The 17,853-nt window shown below is 62.8% G+C and carries 10 protein-coding genes; 2 read left to right on the forward strand and 8 right to left on the reverse strand.

From position 1 onward, the window contains the following. Nucleotides 1-195 precede the first annotated feature (195 nt). From BTH42_RS14240 to BTH42_RS14260, 5 genes are all read right to left on the reverse strand, one after another. Nucleotides 196-516, reverse strand: coding sequence for a hypothetical protein (locus BTH42_RS14240; RefSeq protein WP_075300353.1), 321 nt, complete (start codon nucleotides 514-516; stop codon nucleotides 196-198). A gap of 264 nt (nucleotides 517-780) precedes the next feature. Next, nucleotides 781-1,230, reverse strand: coding sequence for a hypothetical protein (locus BTH42_RS14245; protein WP_143752051.1), 450 nt, complete (start codon nucleotides 1,228-1,230; stop codon nucleotides 781-783). 53 nt (nucleotides 1,231-1,283) lie between these two features. After that, a complete protein-coding gene (locus tag BTH42_RS36305; protein WP_075300357.1) occupies nucleotides 1,284-8,168 on the reverse strand; it encodes an S-layer family protein in 6,885 nt (2,294 codons plus the stop codon). Beyond that, complete coding sequence (locus BTH42_RS36000; RefSeq protein ID WP_256702024.1) at nucleotides 8,053-9,312, reverse strand: filamentous hemagglutinin N-terminal domain-containing protein; 1,260 nt, start codon at nucleotides 9,310-9,312, stop codon at nucleotides 8,053-8,055. Before BTH42_RS36000 ends, BTH42_RS36305 begins: the two co-directional genes overlap by 116 nt. 693 nt (nucleotides 9,313-10,005) lie before the next feature. Beyond that, complete coding sequence (locus BTH42_RS14260; protein ID WP_075300368.1) at nucleotides 10,006-10,950, reverse strand: dioxygenase; 945 nt, start codon at nucleotides 10,948-10,950, stop codon at nucleotides 10,006-10,008. A gap of 444 nt (nucleotides 10,951-11,394) precedes the next feature. On the opposite strand from BTH42_RS14260, the gene trpS reads away from it, so the two are divergent. Continuing rightward, nucleotides 11,395-12,411 carry a tryptophan--tRNA ligase gene (gene trpS / locus BTH42_RS14265; RefSeq protein WP_075300370.1) on the forward strand — a complete coding sequence of 339 codons (1,017 nt, stop codon included), beginning with the start codon at nucleotides 11,395-11,397 and terminating at the stop codon, nucleotides 12,409-12,411. Between the two features lie 56 nt (nucleotides 12,412-12,467). Here the strand turns inward: trpS and BTH42_RS14270 are convergent, their stop codons facing one another. From BTH42_RS14270 to BTH42_RS14280, 3 genes are all read right to left on the reverse strand, one after another. Then, on the reverse strand, nucleotides 12,468-14,441 hold the full coding sequence (locus BTH42_RS14270) for a phosphatase PAP2 family protein (protein WP_075300372.1): 1,974 nt from the start codon (nucleotides 14,439-14,441) through the stop codon (nucleotides 12,468-12,470). 406 nt (nucleotides 14,442-14,847) lie between these two features. Then, a complete protein-coding gene (locus BTH42_RS14275) occupies nucleotides 14,848-15,975 on the reverse strand; it encodes a porin (protein ID WP_075300575.1) in 1,128 nt (375 codons plus the stop codon). Nucleotides 15,976-16,250: 275 nt separating this feature from the next. Beyond that, the gene (locus BTH42_RS14280) at nucleotides 16,251-17,036 is read right to left on the reverse strand and encodes a hypothetical protein (protein WP_075300374.1); all 786 of its coding nucleotides are present in this window, start codon (nucleotides 17,034-17,036) and stop codon (nucleotides 16,251-16,253) included. Nucleotides 17,037-17,274: 238 nt separating this feature from the next. Between BTH42_RS14280 and BTH42_RS14285 the strand changes: the two genes are divergently transcribed. Next, nucleotides 17,275-17,778: a flavin reductase family protein gene (locus BTH42_RS14285; protein ID WP_075300376.1), complete on the forward strand. Its 504-nt coding sequence runs from the start codon at nucleotides 17,275-17,277 to the stop codon at nucleotides 17,776-17,778. Nucleotides 17,779-17,853 lie beyond the last annotated feature (75 nt).

The raw sequence follows: 17,853 nt of genomic DNA on the forward strand, positions 1-17,853 counted from the left end.
TCAGATATCCGTATGATCTCTATCCAGCGCACCGACCAAACGCAACGCACGACGCCGTGCCAATGACTGCAGAAGGACTACCATCCCGATCTAGCACCAAGCATTTTTCGGCAAAGCCGATACCACTCCAGAGCGGAACCATTTTGGTGAAGCATTGGTCACCTCGTGACTCAACATCACGAGTTCCCGTTGAATTTAGTTCCAAACCAGGATCGGCTCCCCGGGGATCCGCAGTTGCATCGCTTCTGGCGACGTGTACGCGTCATCTGTTAAATCAACCTCTATACGAGCATTTGAGTCGAAGTCAAAGATTGCACTATTTTTTGTCTCATCGACCCCCGTTACCTTTGCCCCAACTAGCGCCTTTTCATAATCTCCATCGATGCCGAGCACCGCGTAGCGATTGTAAATATTCAGCGTTATTTCCCCTTCGAACAGCAAACCCGCATCTTGGGGTGATAGATCAACAGCCACAACTTCGCGCCCTATAATCGCCTTAAGTTTGCTCTGTTCCATTTTCTGCTCACGCTGCAATCGAACAGCAAGTTATCGAAATCTATCGGCTTCTTGAGGTTCGCTTTTTGACCAAAAAAACTCGAACAGGAGAGCGAGCTAACCGTTCGATGCAGAAAACCAGCGTAAGTCAAAGTACCAACTGTGGGTCCTTCCATACATCCTCGCAGTTCGCGGAGACAGGAAAGCGCCAGATTCTTTGGAGTATCCGTCAGATGGTCCACATCGTCACGGAAGATGTAGGGCGTCACTCGGCGCACGGGACCGTTAAGTCTTCGGTTCTGTCACGGGTATTTCAAACGAGAAATCCGAACCCTCTGTCGTACTTCCGCTAATTCTCGACGAAGAAACCGTATAGCTGTTCACGACACCTTCTGTACAAAACTTCCAAAGCTCGCGCCCATCCGGTGCAATGCCGACAAACCCCATCTCGTCTCGAACAATAATTGCATCACCGACCTCGACAAATTCGTGAAACACCAAAGGCATCCGATAGGAGAACTGCGCCGTACCAACGAACAAGTCATATCCGACCAAACATTCGTTGATGCCGACAAGCATACGATGACCTAGGAGCACAGCCTGCGGTGTTAGTCCTATGTTCGCGTAGCCAACGTTCAAACGCCAGTCGTCTGGCGTTTGAATGTATCCCCAGGTATTCGCATCAGTAGTCAGCAGCGTTCCGACGATTTTCTCTCCGGAGGCACGCGCTTCCATGTCGCCACGGGAATCGCACGGGACCCACTTCAGCATGTCAAATTTAATCATAATCACTTGGCGATAATTGTAAGCACCTTCCCGTTCAATTCAACGAACTGAATCATGGAGCCTGTACCAGTTATCCCAGGTAAATAGAATTCCCGAAGGTTGCTGCCTGGGACCGTTCCCGGACCGACGATGGACGATGGATTATTGTAGGCTTGGTTGAACAACTGCGTCACTTCAGCACGATTTGCAGGAGTATCTGCGATCGCAATTCTGCTTGCATTCCCAGCCGCCCTTGATGCGTTGTACGCGTTCGACGAATCGATGTTGTTGTTGAACAGGAAATCCAATTTGCGCCCGTTATCACCGAACGCAAGCTTGTTCGCCATGTTTGTGGCACCAGCCGCAGCCCCAGCAACCAACGCACCGTCCCCGGCTGTTTCAGCTTCCGCTTTCGCCCCGCCAAGGCCACCTCCGGTATTGCCAGCCTGATTCGATGGCAGGATCGATACCGTATCCTTCTCGACCTCGATCTCCATGCCCGGCTCGCCGCCATTCGTTCCAAGGTCGCCAAGAACCTTGGTGTGTCCCGGCCCACCCGAGTTATTCAGCGCTTCACTCTGTGCCGCACTGATCGCACCCTGCACGTTCGTGCCCGTCAGCACCGCCGCACTGCCTCCCATCGCGGTAGCGAATCCCGCTAGTACTGCCTGCTGAGCCTGATTCAGAGGAGCCCCACTCGGATCCATCGCGCTCACGAAGCCCGGGGAGAGCGCCGCGCTCACGGCACCACCCACAGCACCGCCACCGCATCCCTGTCCGGAGGCCGCACCCGCCGCACAGCCGAGTGCCGCATGGCTCGCGATACTCGCCAGCATGTTCGGATCAGCTCCGGTCGGCCCGAACAGATTGCCGATCGCGTAGTTCACCGAAGCCGCCACGTTACTAGCCGCATCGTTGCGCAGATTGGTCAGGAAGCTGCCGCCCTCGATGGCCGTCTGCGCCCCCGCCTGAATCCCCGTCACGGCTGCCAGTGCAAGACCCGCAACAAGCGGATCGCCGGCGCCAGCAGCCGCGGTCGGCACCATCACACCGCCTACAGCCTGCACACCAGCCAGCGCAGCCAGACTGTTCGACGATGCCTGCGTGGTGAAGCCCAGTGCACCGTTCGCATAGGTAATGCCGTTCGTCAGCCCCGCCGTCACGAACGCCGTCGCGCCCGCCTCGAACATCTTGCCCAGGCTGAACCCGTCACCGCCCAGCGACTGGCCCATCGAACTGTTCACCATGCCGCCCACGGCCGCCGACACCGCCACGTTGCCGACACCCGCGCCCAATGCACCCGCTCCCGAACCGGCAGCCGCAAACGTCGCCCCCGAGCCCGCCGCTTCGCCCGCGGCGCTCGCCATCGCACCGATCGCGGCGGAGGCTGCTCCAGCCGCGCCGATTGAGATCACGGTCATCACCGTCATCATGAAAACGGTGCCGAGCACGCTCATGCCCTGGTCGGCCACGACCGACGTCTGCAGGTTGTCGCTCACGGAAGACTGCGTGAAGTTGCCCGCGAGCTGCGCCTTCAGGTTCGCCAGCAGTTGCGCGCTCGCCGCATCGTTCGCGCTGCCGTCGGCGTTGACCTGCTGCAGTGCTCCGCCTATCTGGTTCAGCGTATCGACGTTGAGCTGGTAGTTCGCCGCGGTCATCAGGCCGCCCTGCTGCACTACTGTTCCCGTCGTCTCCGTCACGCCCGCGCCGCCGGCCAGTTTTTCGTAGATGGCACCGACGTTGGTCGACCTCTGCTCATTGGTCAGCGAGCCGGTGCTGATGCTCAGGTTCTCCGCGCTGACAGAGCCGGTGTTGAGAATACTGTTCGCGTAGTTCAACGCGACATTCGTGCCGCTAATCGTGCCGTCCGCATTCACAGTCGCGAAATTCTGCGGCAGCAACACTTCGGGCATCAGCGCCTGCACGGTCGGGCATGCGCCGTTACCCGTTGCGGTACAACCCGGCTCGGGCACCGTCTCCTCGACGTACCAGAGCATCGGCGCATCGATCAGTGCGAGCTGCGCCTGGCTCAGCTGCGTGCCGAGCGCGACGTTGTTCTGCTCCGCATACTGCAGCGCCGCGCCATACAGCGCCGCCGTGTCGAGGTTGTTGACCGTGTGTTGCGTCTGGCTGTCGGTCTGCGACGGCAGCGCGTAGAAGCTCGACTTGCCCGTTGCCTGAAGCGCCGCCTGCTCCACCTGCTGTGCCTGCGTGTACGGGTCGTAGTAGAACTGCGTCGTATCCGGCTGCAGACTCGCGGGGAGTGCCGCGAGCAACGCGGCGGGCGACAGATCGCCCGTTACGGCCGACGCCGGGCTATTGAGCAGATACGTCACGTTCAACGTCTGCCCTCCCACCGTCGTCACGGTCGTGCCCGTCGGAGCGCTTGTGCTGCCAACGGCTGGTGCGACCGGCTTGCCCACGGTCGTCACGCCAATCGGCGAGTTGGACGGCAGACCCGCGGCCCCCGTCACGGAGACCGGCTGACCCGCGAGGTTCGTCACCAGACCCGCTGCGTTGACGGTCGTTGTCGCCGTAGACGGCACCGCGGGCGGTCCGAGCGTAATGACCTGACCGGCCACCGCTGGCGGTGGGGTGTAGGCATTCGGGTTCGTCAGGCCATTGACGAGCGTGGAGCCCGTCAGACTCACCGTCTGACCGATCACGTTGCCCGTATTGGTCAGCGTCGGCGAGTTCACTGCGAGCGTGTTGCCAGCCTGGATCGTCCCCGGCACGAAGTTCGGCAGACCAGCCGCACCCGGCAGCCCCGCGGGATCCTGCGCCTGCGCGCTCTGGTAAACGCCGCCGTAAAGCGACCCGCACAGCGCGGTGTTGCCCGCGCAGCCCCAGGCCGCGAAGTTCGCATCGTAGTACGACAGGTTCGCGTGCCAGTACGCGTTGAGATATTGGTTATCGCTCGACGCGGCCGTCGTCGCATTGATCGTGACATTGTTCAGGCCCGTCACGAGGCTGCCCGTATTCGCGAACGTACCGGCGCCCAGATTGACGTCATGATTCGCGGTGATCGTCGCGGGACTGGCCGACTGCACATCGACATACGCCTCGCAGTTCGACGAGCAGCCCGTGTACGGCTTCGCGCTGCCGTAGTTTTCGTGGACCTGCACCGGCGCCGCGATTGTATTCACCAGACTCGCTGCATTGATATCGACGTCGTTGCCTGCCGCGATCGCTCCCGACGTGTTTGTCACGCTCGCAGCCTGCGTCAAATTCGTCGGGGTACCCGAGCCGTCGCTTGCGCTTGTACCCGCACCGCCGATCACGACGTTTCGTCCGGCGACGAGGTTGCCGTAGGTATTGCCGACCGCGTTTGCGGCGATGACGATATCGTTGCCCGCCGTGACGTTCGCGTTGATCTGCTGGTAGCTGTAGGTCTGCGAAGCGTTGTTGGTCGTCGCGCCCGCTGTGCAGCCGCTATAGCCGGCCGCACAGCCCGCCGTGGTCGTCATCGTCCCGGTGTTGGTGCCCAGGTTCGTGAAGCTGTTCGCGGTGATGTTCACGTCGTTCGCGGCAGCGATCGTGCCCGCGTTCGTGAGGTCGCCGCCCGCGAGATTCACATTGTGACCGGCCACGATCTGACCGGTCGCGCCCTGCACCGTGACCGACGACGAGGTCGACACCGGTGTGACGGCTCCGGGCGAATCAAGCGTGATGCCCGGCGGCGCGATGTAGTAGCCCACCGTGTAGGGCCCAACCGCCATATCGCCGAAGTAGTTGTTCCAGATCGAAATCGTGGATGGCGCAGCCGCGAGGAATGAATTCAGCGAGGCGAGATCGACGCCGTCGGTCACCGTCGAGCTGTACGTCGAGCCGCTGTTATCGAGCGACTGCACGTTGATGTTTGCGTCGTTGCCCGCGCTGACTGTCCCACCTTTATTGTTCAGGCTGCCCGCGCTCAGATTGAGGTCATGGCCTGCGGCGATCACCGAACTGGCACTCGGTGCGCCGCCGGTCGTGGTCGTCGTTTCGGTCACCGTTGGCAAGGCGATCGTTTTCCTGGCGATCGCCAGACCCGCGTTATCCGGCGTTTCCACAAACCACAGATTCTGCGTGCCACCGGATGCCGTCGGAACCGCAACCTGGACAAACGTCACCATGCCCGAGGTCGTCACCGGCGGGCTGCCCGGCAGCAGCGTAAGAACGCCTTCCGTGACACCTGTCGCCGTGCCGTCAGCCGAGAGCGCGTCCGCGAGTGTCACCTTCTGCGGCGTCGAGGTGATATCGCAGCAGAAGCCGTTCTCGGCACCGTAGATCGTAGCCTCGTCAAGCGTGTCGGAGCCGACCACGAGCGCCATGAGCAGCGCCGGATTTTCGATGACCGTCGTCGTAGTCGTGGTCGCGCCGGAACCCGACGCGCCCGAATTGATCACGTTTGCCGCCGTCAGCGTCAGATCGTTGGTCGCCGTGATCGAACCGCCGCCATTGGCGAGGTCGCCCGACAGGCCGATCACCATGTTGCCGCTGCCCGCCGAGCCGGTACCGGCCTTCGTCGTGCCGTTCGAATTGTCGTAACTCGCGCCGCTGATGGTGAGGTTGTTCAGCGCCTCGACGACGCCCGCGTTCGTGCCTGAACCGTTCAGGGTGAACGCGTCACCCGCCTGTACGGTCGCGCCAGCCTGATTGGCGAGGCTGCCATTGATCGTCAGATCCTGCGCGGCAATCGTGCCGCTATTGGCGACGGCGCCATTGAGCGCGAGCGAGCCTGCCGCCTGCCCGATCGTTCCGGTATTGGTTATTCCCTGGGAAGCCGAAACAGTCACCTTCGTACCCGGAAGTGTCCAGCTTCCGCCGTTGTCGATCGCCGCCACTGCGAGGTTCAGCGCATTACCGCCATTCACCGTGCCGAAGGTGGCCGACGATGGATCGACGCTCTGCTGCGGCAGGTTCAACGTCACGCTGTTTTGTCCGAGGATCTGCCCATTCGTGTTGACGAAGCTGCCGTTAGCACCCGTCACGTTGACCGTCACGTCTCCCGTGGCAGCGGTCGGGTTGTTCACATCGCCCGCGAAAATGACACCGTTGCTGTTGTCGAGCGCAGCGCTCGTCAGCGTGAGCGCATTGGTTGCCATCAGCGCGCCGTTGTTGGTCGTGCCGTTCGCGACCGACACGTTCACTGCCGGTCCATACACGGTGCCGCTGTTGACGAGGTTCGTCGCATCGATGTTCGCCGCGGTCAGCCCTGAGAGCGCGCCGGTGTTCGTCACGGTCGAACCCGAGACGGTCAGCGTACCCGCGGCCATCTGCGTGCCGGCGGTCGTCACGGTGCCACCCGCGAGCGTCGCGTCGCCGAGGTACGCGCCCGTGCCGGTCGTCGTAAGGCTTTGTGAGCCCGTCGCGCTGTAGGTGCCGCCGACCAGCAGATTGCCGGTCGTCACCGTCGCCCCCGTGAGCGTCGCTGTGCCGTTCGCGCTGACCGTCCCCGCCGATGTGTCGAGGTTCTGCGCCGCGGTCGCCGTCAGGTTGCCGCCCACCCCGACATCGTGCGTCGTGATGTTCGCGCCGGTGAGCGTCGCATTGCCCGACACGCTGGTCTGGCCGTTGAGCGCCAACACCTGCCCGGCATTCAGTGTCGCGTTGCCGGCTGTCGACACTGCGCCACCGGCCGTGAGATTGCCGCCTCGTGCATTCAGGTTCAGATCGCCCAGCGCCGTGACGTTGGTCAGCGCATTCACATCCGTGCCGGCGCTCACGCTCAGGTTGCCGCCTGTCAGTACATCCCCGCCGAGCATGGCGCTGCCGTTCGTGGCAGTCACGTTCGCGTTGCCAACCGCGGTCACAGCGCCCGTTGTCAGGTCCCGGGCCGCGGTCACGCTCAGGTCGTTGCCTGTCTGGAGCGCGCCGGTCAGTGCGATGCTGTTGCCAGCAGTCAGCGTGGTGTTGTTCGCGACATTGATCGCACCGTTGCCGGTGAGGTTGCCGCCGGCGTTCACCGCAGCATTGCCGTTGCCGTCAGCTTCGAGCCCACCGTTAAGGGCCACGTTACCGCTGGCGTTGACGGTCGTGTCGCCGCCACTGTGGAGCGTGCCCGCAACCGTTGCGTCCTGCGCCGCGTTCACCGTGATCGCGCCGGGGCTCGACAGGGTCCCTCCCACCGTCACGGCGCCCGCGCCCGAACCGATCGACGCGTCACCCTGGCTGTACACAGTGCCGCCGAGGCTCACGCCCTGTTGGCCGCTTGCGTTGAACGTGCCGAGGCTGATGACATCGCCAGTCGTGGCAAGTGTGCCTGCCGAAGCCGACAACGACATGTTGCCCAGCGACGCCGCCACGCCCTCGATCGAAGCATGGCGGGCTGCGTCGACGGCGAGCGTCGTGCCCGCGGTCGCCGCACCGGCGAGCGTGGCATCCCGTCCGCTCGTCACGCTGACCGAGCCCGGCGCCGTCAGCGTACCGTCGAGTGTGGCGTCGGCGCCTGCGCGCACGCTCAGGTTCGTGCCCGCCTGCAGATTGCCGCCCATCTGCACATTCTGGCCTGCTGCAAGCGACACCGTCCCGTTCGACGAAGCGACCTCGCCCTGCCCGGTGATCGAACCATTCGCCGCGGTAACCGTAACCGGTCCCTGGGCCTGCACGGTACCGCCGAGTGCGACGTCCTGCGCAGCGGCCGTCGTGATCGCCCCGCTGCTCTGCACGTTGCCTGAAACGGCTGCGGAACCGGTCTGCGCCGTAATCGTCGTATCACCGACCGCCGCCACCGAGCCGTTGACCGTCGCGTGACGCGCGCCCGAGAGTGCCACCGTGCTGCCGCCCTGCACCGCCCCGTTGATCGTCAGATCACGTCCGGCGGTCGCCGCAATGGTGTCGGGAGCGGTCAGCGCCGAATTGACGGTCAGGTCGCCGGTTCCCGTCTGCAGGCTGATCGCGTTTGCGGAGAGCGAGCCCAGCGCCATCGAATTGCCTGCCACAAGGCTGGCCTGCCCGTTCGCGGCCACCGTCGCCGCATTCAGGTTGTTGCCTGCGGTAAGCGCAACATCCCGCCCCGCCGAGACACTGCCGGTCGCATTGACGTCGCCCGGCATTGACGGTGTAGTTCTGGTTCGCGAGACCCGTGTCGCTGATCGCGACCTTGCCAGCGCTGGTGAGGCTCACGTTCTGGTTCGCGAACGTCTGCCCGACCGTGATGTCGCCGTTCGCATTCACGCTCAGGTTGCCGGCGGTCGCCGCCAGCGGCCCCTGCATGTTCACGCCGTCGCCCGCCACAGTTGAGACGATATAGATCTGCCCGGCGGTGACCGAACCATATTGACTGGCATCGACCGCGATCGCGCCGACCGTACCCGCGGCGATGTTCGAGGTGGCGTAGCTCGTGCCCGAGCTGCCCGTCGCGCCCGGAATGACCGTCTGGTTGCCCGTGATCACGTTGACAGTCTGGTTCGCATGGAGCGGTGCGTTCAGCGTTACCGACTGACCAATAAGGTCGATATTGCCTACCGTCCCTTCGACACCTGCGCCGGGACCATTCACACCTGCGGGGCCATTGACGGTGATGTTGCCCGACGCAACGTTGTACGCCACGGCACCCGCACTCGCGAAGCTGGTGAGGCCGCCACCGGGTCCGGTGATGAACTGCGGCGTCCCGGTAGTCAGGACGAGACCCGGAGCGTTCGTCAGCGAAAGTCCGTTGACCGACAGACCGTTGGGATTGCTGATGATGATTGAGGCAGGCGACCCGAACACTTCGAGCGGACCTGCCAGTGTCGACGGCGCAGTAGATGTGACCTGATTCAGGATCGTGGTGGCCGCGCGTCCGTTGAGGTTCGGATTCGCGCCGAGCGTGCCGCCGAGTAGCGGCGTACCCGGAACCAGGCTGTTATTGAGCACGAGGCCAGAACTGTCGACGTTGAACGAGCTGTACTGGTTCGCGCTCAGGCCGTTCGTGTTAGGCGCGGCGATATTGACCGCTGCCACGCCGGTGCTGGTCTGCGTGATGGTCGGTTGAAATGAGATTGGCGCGCGTGGATCGACGATCGGTGCGGCCTGCGCGGTCGCCTCTGCCAGCAGCACGGCCGGCGTGAAATACATCACGACCACCATGATCCACGCCGTTGCACGCATCCATTGGGGCCGACGCGCACCGTCGTCGCAGGATGGCGCAGCGAAGCGTCGCCGAGTCCATGCACTGAAGCGCGCGAGATCGCGTTGCAAGAGGCGTGCTGCGAGAAGGTGCGACTTGAACCCCATACCCGTTTCTTTCTAATTCGTCATCGTGTTTATTTTTTGATTACGGCGCCGCACTCCCTTTCACAGCTCACCGAATCATCGTGAGGCGAAAAATAGCATGGCATTGTCGCCAAGATAAATATCGACGCACAGGAATTAACAATAATTCACCGAATTTTATACAAGACAGAGGAACTGTGAATTCCATACGCATAAATTTAATAATTATTTTTATGGCAGGGCAATTTCGGCAAAATGCAGCGCTAGCCGGGCAAAACAGCGCGTTCGCGTCAATTCATAATGCAGGCCCGCTTCGTGCCAAATTTAATCCGGATTAGATCAACCCCACGCCTTCTCACTAGATAGACGCGAGAATAATCCATTAACCAATGAACGATTTAAACTGAGGTTTTAAATGACGGAAAGCCTGAAGAAATTGTTTGTTTCGATGAAGCTACCTGTTTCAATCAGCGCATTCATTACACAACGAGATAGCAGGTCAAACCAACTGTCGCCGCGACGGGTTTGAACCTGAAAACCCGTCGCCAGCCTCCAACCCCCCCCCTTTCACCCCACCCGCTCCAACACAGTCCACACCGGCCGAGGCCCATCCGCCTTACCGCTAATCGGCGGCTTCGGCAGCTTTGCCTCGCCCGCTTCGATCCGGAACTGATGATCGAGCGAATACCACGGGCCTTCAACATCGGCGTCGGGCGCCGCTTCGTTCTCGTGCAGCACATAATTGCCGATCAGCGCCTTCGTCACGCCGAACTGCACGTCGGTCTCGAGATTCGGATCGTCGCTCGAATACACCTGCGAGAACTGCGTCTTGAAGCCCGGCTTGTAGATCATGAAATGGATATGCGCCGGCCGCATGTTGTGGCGTCCCTGAGCGCGCAGCAATTCACCGACCGGACCCGACAACGGAATCGGATAACCGGCGGGTTTGATGCTGCGAAAAGAGATATGACCATCGGCGTCGGTCGTGAATTTGCCGCGAAAATTCATCTCGGCCTGGTCCGGGTCCTGGTTCTCGTAAAAGCCTTCCGCCGACGTGTGCCAGACATCGACTTCCGCGCCGGCGACCGGTTGACCCGCTGTATCGCGCACCCACGCATTCACGAAAATCGGCACGCCTGGCGATTCGGAGCGCACGATCGACCCGCCATTGGGTGTCGCCGGTGAATCCATCCGCCAGAACGGTCCCATCAGATTCGCGGTCGTTTCGGTCTGGCCGCCGTCGCCGTTGTTCAATAAACAAACCAGCGACGACAGACCGACCGAACCGCTCGCGAGCACCACTTCGTTATGCGATGCATTCGACAACTGGCCCAGCTTCGCGATGTACGCGCACACCTGGTGAAACTCGGCTTCGGTCAATTTCGCGTCGCGCGCGAAATCGTGAAGATGCCGCACCGCCGCGGACATGATCTCGCGGAATCGCGGACTGGGTGCCCGTTCGATTTCCGCCAGTACCGCGCGCGTAACGTCCTGCTGACTACCGATGATCATATGTGTGCCCCCTATCGATGATGCGCGGCGCCGTGCCCGCCATTTCCAAGCGGGCGAGCGATCGAACTGTATCCGGCGCCGCGGTCCGGTTTGCATCGAATAGTGCTTGCCAGCAGCCAGGGTCGTCCAATACCGATTTCCGTCAAGCCAATACCGGATAGGTATCGCTCGAACCGGTCACCATGACGGTGAGCCACAGTTGCGATATTGCATACCGCAACGAGTCGCGCGCCCTCAAAGCCGATGCCACCCGTCGGCCGCTGCGCTATACTCCCCGCCATGAACACGAAACCGGCCCTGCTGAACACCCATCGTTGGTGGCGCGCCTAACCCAGGCGGCCCGTTTCTCCACGCATTTTCAACAAACGTGATGCCGCCAGTCAGGGCGGCATTTTTGTTTTTGCGCTCGCGGCTGGTGGTGTCGAACCTGCGGAACCTCGAACCATGACGCTCGCGAATCGACCTACCATCCTCACCGGCGACCGGACCACCGGCCCGCTTCATCTCGGCCACTACATCGGCTCGTTGCGTACCCGCGTGCAAATGCAGCACGACGCCACGCAGTTTCTGCTGCTCGCCGATACCCAGGCGCTGACCGACAACGTCGGCCGCCACCAGAAAGTCACCGAAAACGTGCTGGAAGTCGCGCTCGACTACCTCGCGGTCGGCATCGACCCGCAACTGACGACGATCCTGATCCAGTCGCAGGTGCCGGAACTGGCCGAGCTGTCGCAATACCTGCTGAACCTCGTGACCGTCGCGCGTCTCGAACGCAATCCGACCATCAAGGAAGAGATCCGCCTGCGCGGTTTCGAGCGCGACATCCCCGCCGGCTTTCTGACCTATCCGGTCAGCCAGGCGGCCGACATCACCGCGTTCAAGGCCACTCACGTGCCGGTCGGCGACGACCAGTTGCCGATGATCGAGCAAACCAACGAACTGGTGCGCAAGTTCAACAACACGGTCGAGCGCGAAGTGCTGGTCGAATGCGAAGCGGTGCTGTCGTCGGTTACGCGGCTGCCCGGCATCGACGGCAAGGCGAAGATGAGCAAGTCGCTCGGCAACGCGATCACGCTCGGCGCAACGCCCGACGAGATCACCCGCGCGGTCAACAACATGTACACCGATCCGCAGCATCTGCGCGTCAGCGATCCGGGCCGGGTCGAGGGTAATTTGGTGTTCGCGTTTCTCGATGCGTTCGAACCGGACGTCGCGAAGGTCGACGAACTGAAAGCCCACTATCGGCGCGGCGGGCTCGGCGACAGCGTCGTCAAACGCGTGCTGAACGAGCGGCTGCAAACGCTGATCGAACCGATCCGCGCGCGCCGAAGCGAGTACGAGGCGGACCGCGCTGAAGTGCTGGCAATCCTGAAGCGCGGCACCGAGCATGCGCGCGAGGTGGCGGCCGCCACGTTGTCCGGCGTGAAGGGCGCGCTGGGTCTGAGTTACTTCGCGGAGTAACGACGAAAGGGAGCACGAACGTGCGCACGGCCAGGCGCCGCGCGCACGTCACCCCATTACGACGCCGACAGCTTCACCGAGACACCGGTAGCCGAATAAACCGGCGTCGCCTTGAAGCCATCGACAACCACCGTCGAGAACTTCGCCGCCCCCGCCGCGCCGTCGATCAGATCGACGACGTCGCCGGCCTTCGGCGCATAGCCGTTGACGAACTTCACGTGCAGCGTGCCGCCGACCACGGTGAACTGGCCGCCGACGCGCAGACGTCCGCCGCCATTGCCGTCGATGTCGAGTTCGAGCGTGGTGTCGGCGAGTTCGGTGTACTTACCGTTGATCGTCACCGGCGCGGCCGCCGCGATCCTGACGCCGCCGCCAGCGCCGACATACACGTCGCCGCCGCCGAACGCCGCGCTCGAACCGGCCGCGAGCACGCCGCCGCTCACCTGGGTGCCGCCGCTGTAGCTGTTGTTGCCCGCCAGCGTCAGCGTGCCGCTGCCCTGCAACGTGAGCTTGCCGGTGCCGGCGATGTCGTTGCGCCACGTATCGGCCGCATTGAGCCCGCCGCGCGACGCATCCATCGACACGGTCACGCCGCCGTTGAAGGCGCCGTAACCGTCCGCGGCGGCGAACATGTTCAGGCGCCCCCAGCCTTCCGCATCGTCCATCACCGGATAGCCGGACACCATTTCAGTAGTCTTCAGCACGACCCGGCGCTGGTCCGCGCTCAGATACGGGAAGCGGGTTTGCAGCAGGATCTCGGCGCCCTTCGGCACGACCGGCGGCGCGTCGGTCGATTCGATCTGGCTGAAGCCGAACGTCATGCGGCGCGTGAACTCGGCCTTGTTGGCCGCATGGTCCGCGAAGCGATCGGTGCTCGCGCTGCCCGAATGGGCGAGCGCGGCGAAGTTCGCGTCGGTGGTGCCGGTCAGCTGTTGCAGCGTCTGATGCGCCTGCGTGTAGGCGGTTTGCGCATCGGCGCTGTAGGCGGTGAGATTGGCCGCGCTGACCGCCAGCGCGAACATGCGGCCGCCGATCACGTCGAGCGGCGCGTGCATGCCGGCCAGAATCCGGTTCTCGCCGAGTTCGAGACCCCGGCTCAGCATCTCCTGATAGCGCTCCGGCACGAGCCACGCCATCGTCATCGCGTCGCGCACCGCTTCGGCCGTGTGGCCGCTGATGAAGCCGCCGTCGGTTGCCGGCGTCGCGCTTTCCGCCGGCACCAGCGTCGGGTCGACGACCACGCTCGAGCTCCAGCGATACGGACGCGCGTACTTGTAGAAGCGCTTGGCCGGCTCGGTCGACGCGTTATTGCCCATCTCCGTCAGCAGATCGACGACCGCGCCGAAACCCGAGTTGCCGGCGGCGCTGCCGACCCCGACGTTGTTGCCGCCGTCGTTATAGACGACCGTCGTCGCGTCGGCCGGGATGCTCGTGATCGTGGTGGTCTGCTGGGCCGCGCTGCGCCATGCGTCGGTGAGCGGGCCCATGCCGTCGGTCACGCTGTAGCCCTTGTTGCGGCGGTCGTCGTAGTAAGCGGCGTCGGCTTGCGCCTGGGTGCGGCTGGTGGTGGCGTTGACCACGTACTGAACGTTGGCCGACAGCACGGTGCTGTTCAGAGTCGCGCCGCAGGCCACGCCGCTCGCCGGCAAGCCCGAGCAGGTCGACGCGGTGACCGCCGGGAACGAGCCGTTCGCGGTCGCGCTGACGCCCGCGTCGACCAGCAGCGTGGCCGGCTGCCACAGGTCGAGAAAGCGCTCGACCACGCGGACCCCCGCGTTGGTATCGAGCGTCGCGTAGCGGGCGTCGCCGCGCTGGTTGGTCGCGATCGTATCGACGAAGGCCGGCACAGCCGGCACCGGTGCGCTGTCGACATAACCCGGGTCTGCCGGCGCGGCCGGGATCGCAATGTTGGCGGCACTGCTGGCGGTCGCGGCGGAATCATTCTTGTTGCCGCCCCCGCATGCGGTCAGAACGGCGATGCTCGACAGCAGCGCGATATGCAACGGCAAGCGGCAATGTGATGCGGACATCCGGAACTCCCCTCGTGTGGTTTTGTGGCCCCAGATTCTGCGTGACGAAGATGACCTTTCAATTGCAAGCGAGCAGTTAGCTGGTTCGCGGCATGCCGGTTGCGCTGCCGCCGGTCGGGCCGCGACGCGTCGGACGAACGTCGGGCGAAACGTGCGCCCAAAAAAAATGCCGCCCCTTGGAGAAAGGGCGGCGAAGTTCCCGAGAGTAATACCTGAACGACAACTGAGGAAATCGAACTCCTCAGAGATCGATATTAGCAGCGCACCACTGATATGGATTTAATCTAAATCAATTAAATGCGATTTAGCTCTTATTGAGACAAAAATAAAAATGACGCGCCATCTCGAATAGCGCGTCATGAGTCATGAATCCTGCTGACGAATAATTCAGCAATTACGCATCGATTCAGAAGCGGTGGCGCAACCCGATCGTCGCGGCCACCTGGTTTTGCGTCGACGATTCGCCTAGCAGACCGGCGATATTCGGCGCATTGCCCACCACGAACGACCCGTTGTTGTAGATGTCGCCCGACGCATGCTGGTAGGCGCCGGCGATGTACACGTCGGTGCGCTTGCTGAGTGAGTAGTCGACCGCCAGCGTGGCCGAGTGCCACTTCGGCGACGAACCGTCGGTGCCGCCGCCGTTGGTCTTGCCGTACGTGTACGTGTAGTTGCCGACCAGCGCGAGCGACGGCGTCAGGCTATAGGTGCCGTTGACTTCGATGTTGTCGAAGCGCGCATTCAGCCCTTCGAAACCGAACGCCGAACCCTGCACGCGGGTCCGCGTCCACAGCACGCCGGCGGTCGCCGGGCCGAACCCGTAGTTCGCGCCGACGCCGAACGTGCGCTTCAGGTCGCCGCCGAACGGCACCGTCGCCGCGGCGTTCGGGTTCGACGAACGGCTGTCGGTGTTGGTCTGGTCATAGGCGGCGGCAACCTTCAGCGGCCCGTTCGCATAGCCGGCGCCGACGCTCCACGCGCGGCCGTTCGCGAACTGGCCGGCCGCGTTGCTGAAGCCGTACAGGCCGCCGAAATGGAAGCCCCCGTAGTCCGCGCTCTCGTACTTGACCGCGTTGTTGATTGCGTACTGGGCGCCGATGTTGTCGTTGTTCAGCGGGTGCGCGGCGAGATTGACCGTGCCCGCCTGGCCTGCCAGCGACAGCGGCGACAGGTAGTCGACCACCGAGTCGAACTGCCGGCCGAGCGTCAACGTGCCGAAGTCGCGGCTCGCGATACCGACGTAGGCCTGACGGTTGAACATGCCGTTGTCGCTGAAGCCGCCGTTCGACAGATTGAAGCCCGACTCGATCTTGAAGATCGCCTTCAGGCCGCCGCCGAGGTCTTCCGCGCCGCGCAGGCCGAAGTAGCTGTAAGACAGCAGATTGTTCGACTGCAGCCACGCGCTGTCGCCGCCGACGTTGTTCACGTACGCGAGGCCCGCGTCGAGCGAACCGTACAGGGTCACGCTGCTCTGCGCGTGCGCGGCGACGCTGAATGCGCCGAGCGCGGCGAAGGCGATCAAAGTCTTGCTGATGCTTTTTCTTTTCACGATAACTCCTTTTCCGGGATACATATTCAATCGTTAAAACGAATGAATAAGGCACGGCTGCCTCTTTCCAGGACTGGAAATATAGCGCCGCTTCCGAGGATATACCGTTGCAAAGCCGCAACTCTTCCGATTTATCGTAAGCTGGATTGAGAAAGCGCAAATAATCCGCAATCTATTCGCTTATCTCATTATTAAAATTTACAAACCAGCGTTATATCAATAATGCGGAATCGACCTGAAACGATCGATTCCGCCACGCGTCAATGAGTGGCCTTACTGGCCGCGCGCTGCGGCACCACCTCGACCCACACGACGATAAACCCGAGCAGGATCAGCGACGCATACAGGCGGCTCAGTTCGAGGCCGCCGTCCGCGACCGGCTTGTCGAAAAAGTCGCCGAGCGTCGCGCCGAGCGGACGAGTCAGCACGAACGCGGCCCAGAACACCAGTGTGCGCGACACGCGCGGCCACAAATACAACCCGCCGACGACCGCCAGCCCGGCGCCGAACAGCATCGCGCCATCGCCGTAGCCGAGCCCGAGCCCGCCGCGGTCGGTGCCGGCGACCCAATCGCCCAACGCGGTGCCGAGCGTTTGCGAAAACAGCACGGTGATCCAGTAGAACCATTCGGCGCGCGCGGTCGTGATGCTCTGCACCGACACCGTGCCCTCGCTCCGGTACCAGAGCAGCAGACTGAGCAGCGGCAGCGTGAAGATGATCGCGACGCCGCCGGGATAACCGACGCCGAGCGAGCGATCGAAGAAGTCCGCGAGCGTCGTGCCGAGCGTCGTCGTCGCGACGATCGTGGCCCAGAACAGCGCCGGCTGAAAGCGCCGCGCGTTGATCTGTCCGGCGACGAGCGCAATGAAGAACACCGCGAAAATCGCCGAGCCGATCAGATAGCCGAGCTTCAACGACATCGTGACCCAGTCGCCGCCGGTTTCGCCGAGCGTGGTCGCGACGATCTTGACGATCCAGAAACCCAGCGTGACCTGCGGAACCTTGCTGGCCGAATGTTTGAGAGTCCTACCTATGCTGCCGTCCATGTTTTTCCCTTGTCGAATGCGAGCGGAGTCAGGGCGACAGGATCGGGGATCGGGCATTAAGAGGCCCTTAAGCGTTCACTGGAGATTTGCTGTGCGTCCTTCGCAACGATGCGAGGCCGCACTGCGCGAGGTGCCGGGCGCGACTCTTGCGCTTCGCTTCAGCGCGGCGGATTCAAACTAGCTGCCCGGTGCCCGGCGATCCGCGCCGCCCGCAACGCGCAAACCGTTAGGAGTCGCCATGAGCAATGACATCGCGAAGCTGTTCAGACAGCTGACTTCGGGTGTGTACGTGATCGGCGTCGCGGACGGCGAGCGCCGCAATGCGTTCACCGCCAGCTCGGTGATGCAGGTGTCGTTTGCGCCGTTGCTGGTCGCGCTCACGATCGGTCCCGATCACGAGTCATACGAACTGCTGCGGCGCGGCGCGGTGTTCGGGATCAGCGTATTGCGCGCGGACCAGCAGCCGCTTGCCGCGCATTTCGGCACACAGTCGGGGCGCACCGTCGACAAGCTCGCGTCGGTCCGCTGGCGCGCGGGCATCACCGGCGCGCCGCTGTTGCTCGATGCGCTCGCGCATTTCGACTGCCGCGTGCTCCATGAAGTCGCGGCGGGCGATCACAGGTTGATGATTGGTCGGGTTGTCGATGGCGCGCTGCTCGCCGCCGATGGGCCGCCGCTGATCTATGCGCAGACCGGCAATCTCGACAACAGTGCGGCGCTCTTCCCCGATTCGTTTGATTGAACGCGCGGAAAAATTTCCAGGTCAGAGTTGCCGCTAGCTGGGAACGACACCCGTTGGAGTGCGTAGAAATGCCCC

Source organism: Burkholderia sp. SRS-W-2-2016, from assembly GCF_001931485.1.
Taxonomy (GTDB): Bacteria; Pseudomonadota; Gammaproteobacteria; order Burkholderiales; family Burkholderiaceae; genus Paraburkholderia.

What these genes read in the sequence shown, in the direction of transcription:
- BTH42_RS14260 (WP_075300368.1), bottom strand. Translation starts at nt 10,950, where the DNA reads ATGATCATCGGTAGTCAGCAGGACGTTACGCGCGCGGTACTGGCGGAA.
- trpS (WP_075300370.1), top strand. Translation starts at nt 11,395, where the DNA reads ATGACGCTCGCGAATCGACCTACCATCCTCACCGGCGACCGGACCACC.
- BTH42_RS14270 (WP_075300372.1), bottom strand. Translation starts at nt 14,441, where the DNA reads ATGTCCGCATCACATTGCCGCTTGCCGTTGCATATCGCGCTGCTGTCG.
- BTH42_RS14280 (WP_075300374.1), bottom strand. Translation starts at nt 17,036, where the DNA reads ATGGACGGCAGCATAGGTAGGACTCTCAAACATTCGGCCAGCAAGGTT.
- BTH42_RS14240 (WP_075300353.1), bottom strand. Translation starts at nt 516, where the DNA reads ATGGAACAGAGCAAACTTAAGGCGATTATAGGGCGCGAAGTTGTGGCT.
- BTH42_RS14245 (WP_143752051.1), bottom strand. Translation starts at nt 1,230, where the DNA reads ATGGAAGCGCGTGCCTCCGGAGAGAAAATCGTCGGAACGCTGCTGACT.
- BTH42_RS36305 (WP_075300357.1), bottom strand. Translation starts at nt 8,168, where the DNA reads ATGGCGCTGGGCTCGCTCTCCGCAAACGCGATCAGCCTGCAGACGGGA.
- BTH42_RS36000 (WP_256702024.1), bottom strand. Translation starts at nt 9,312, where the DNA reads ATGGTGGTCGTGATGTATTTCACGCCGGCCGTGCTGCTGGCAGAGGCG.
- BTH42_RS14285 (WP_075300376.1), top strand. Translation starts at nt 17,275, where the DNA reads ATGAGCAATGACATCGCGAAGCTGTTCAGACAGCTGACTTCGGGTGTG.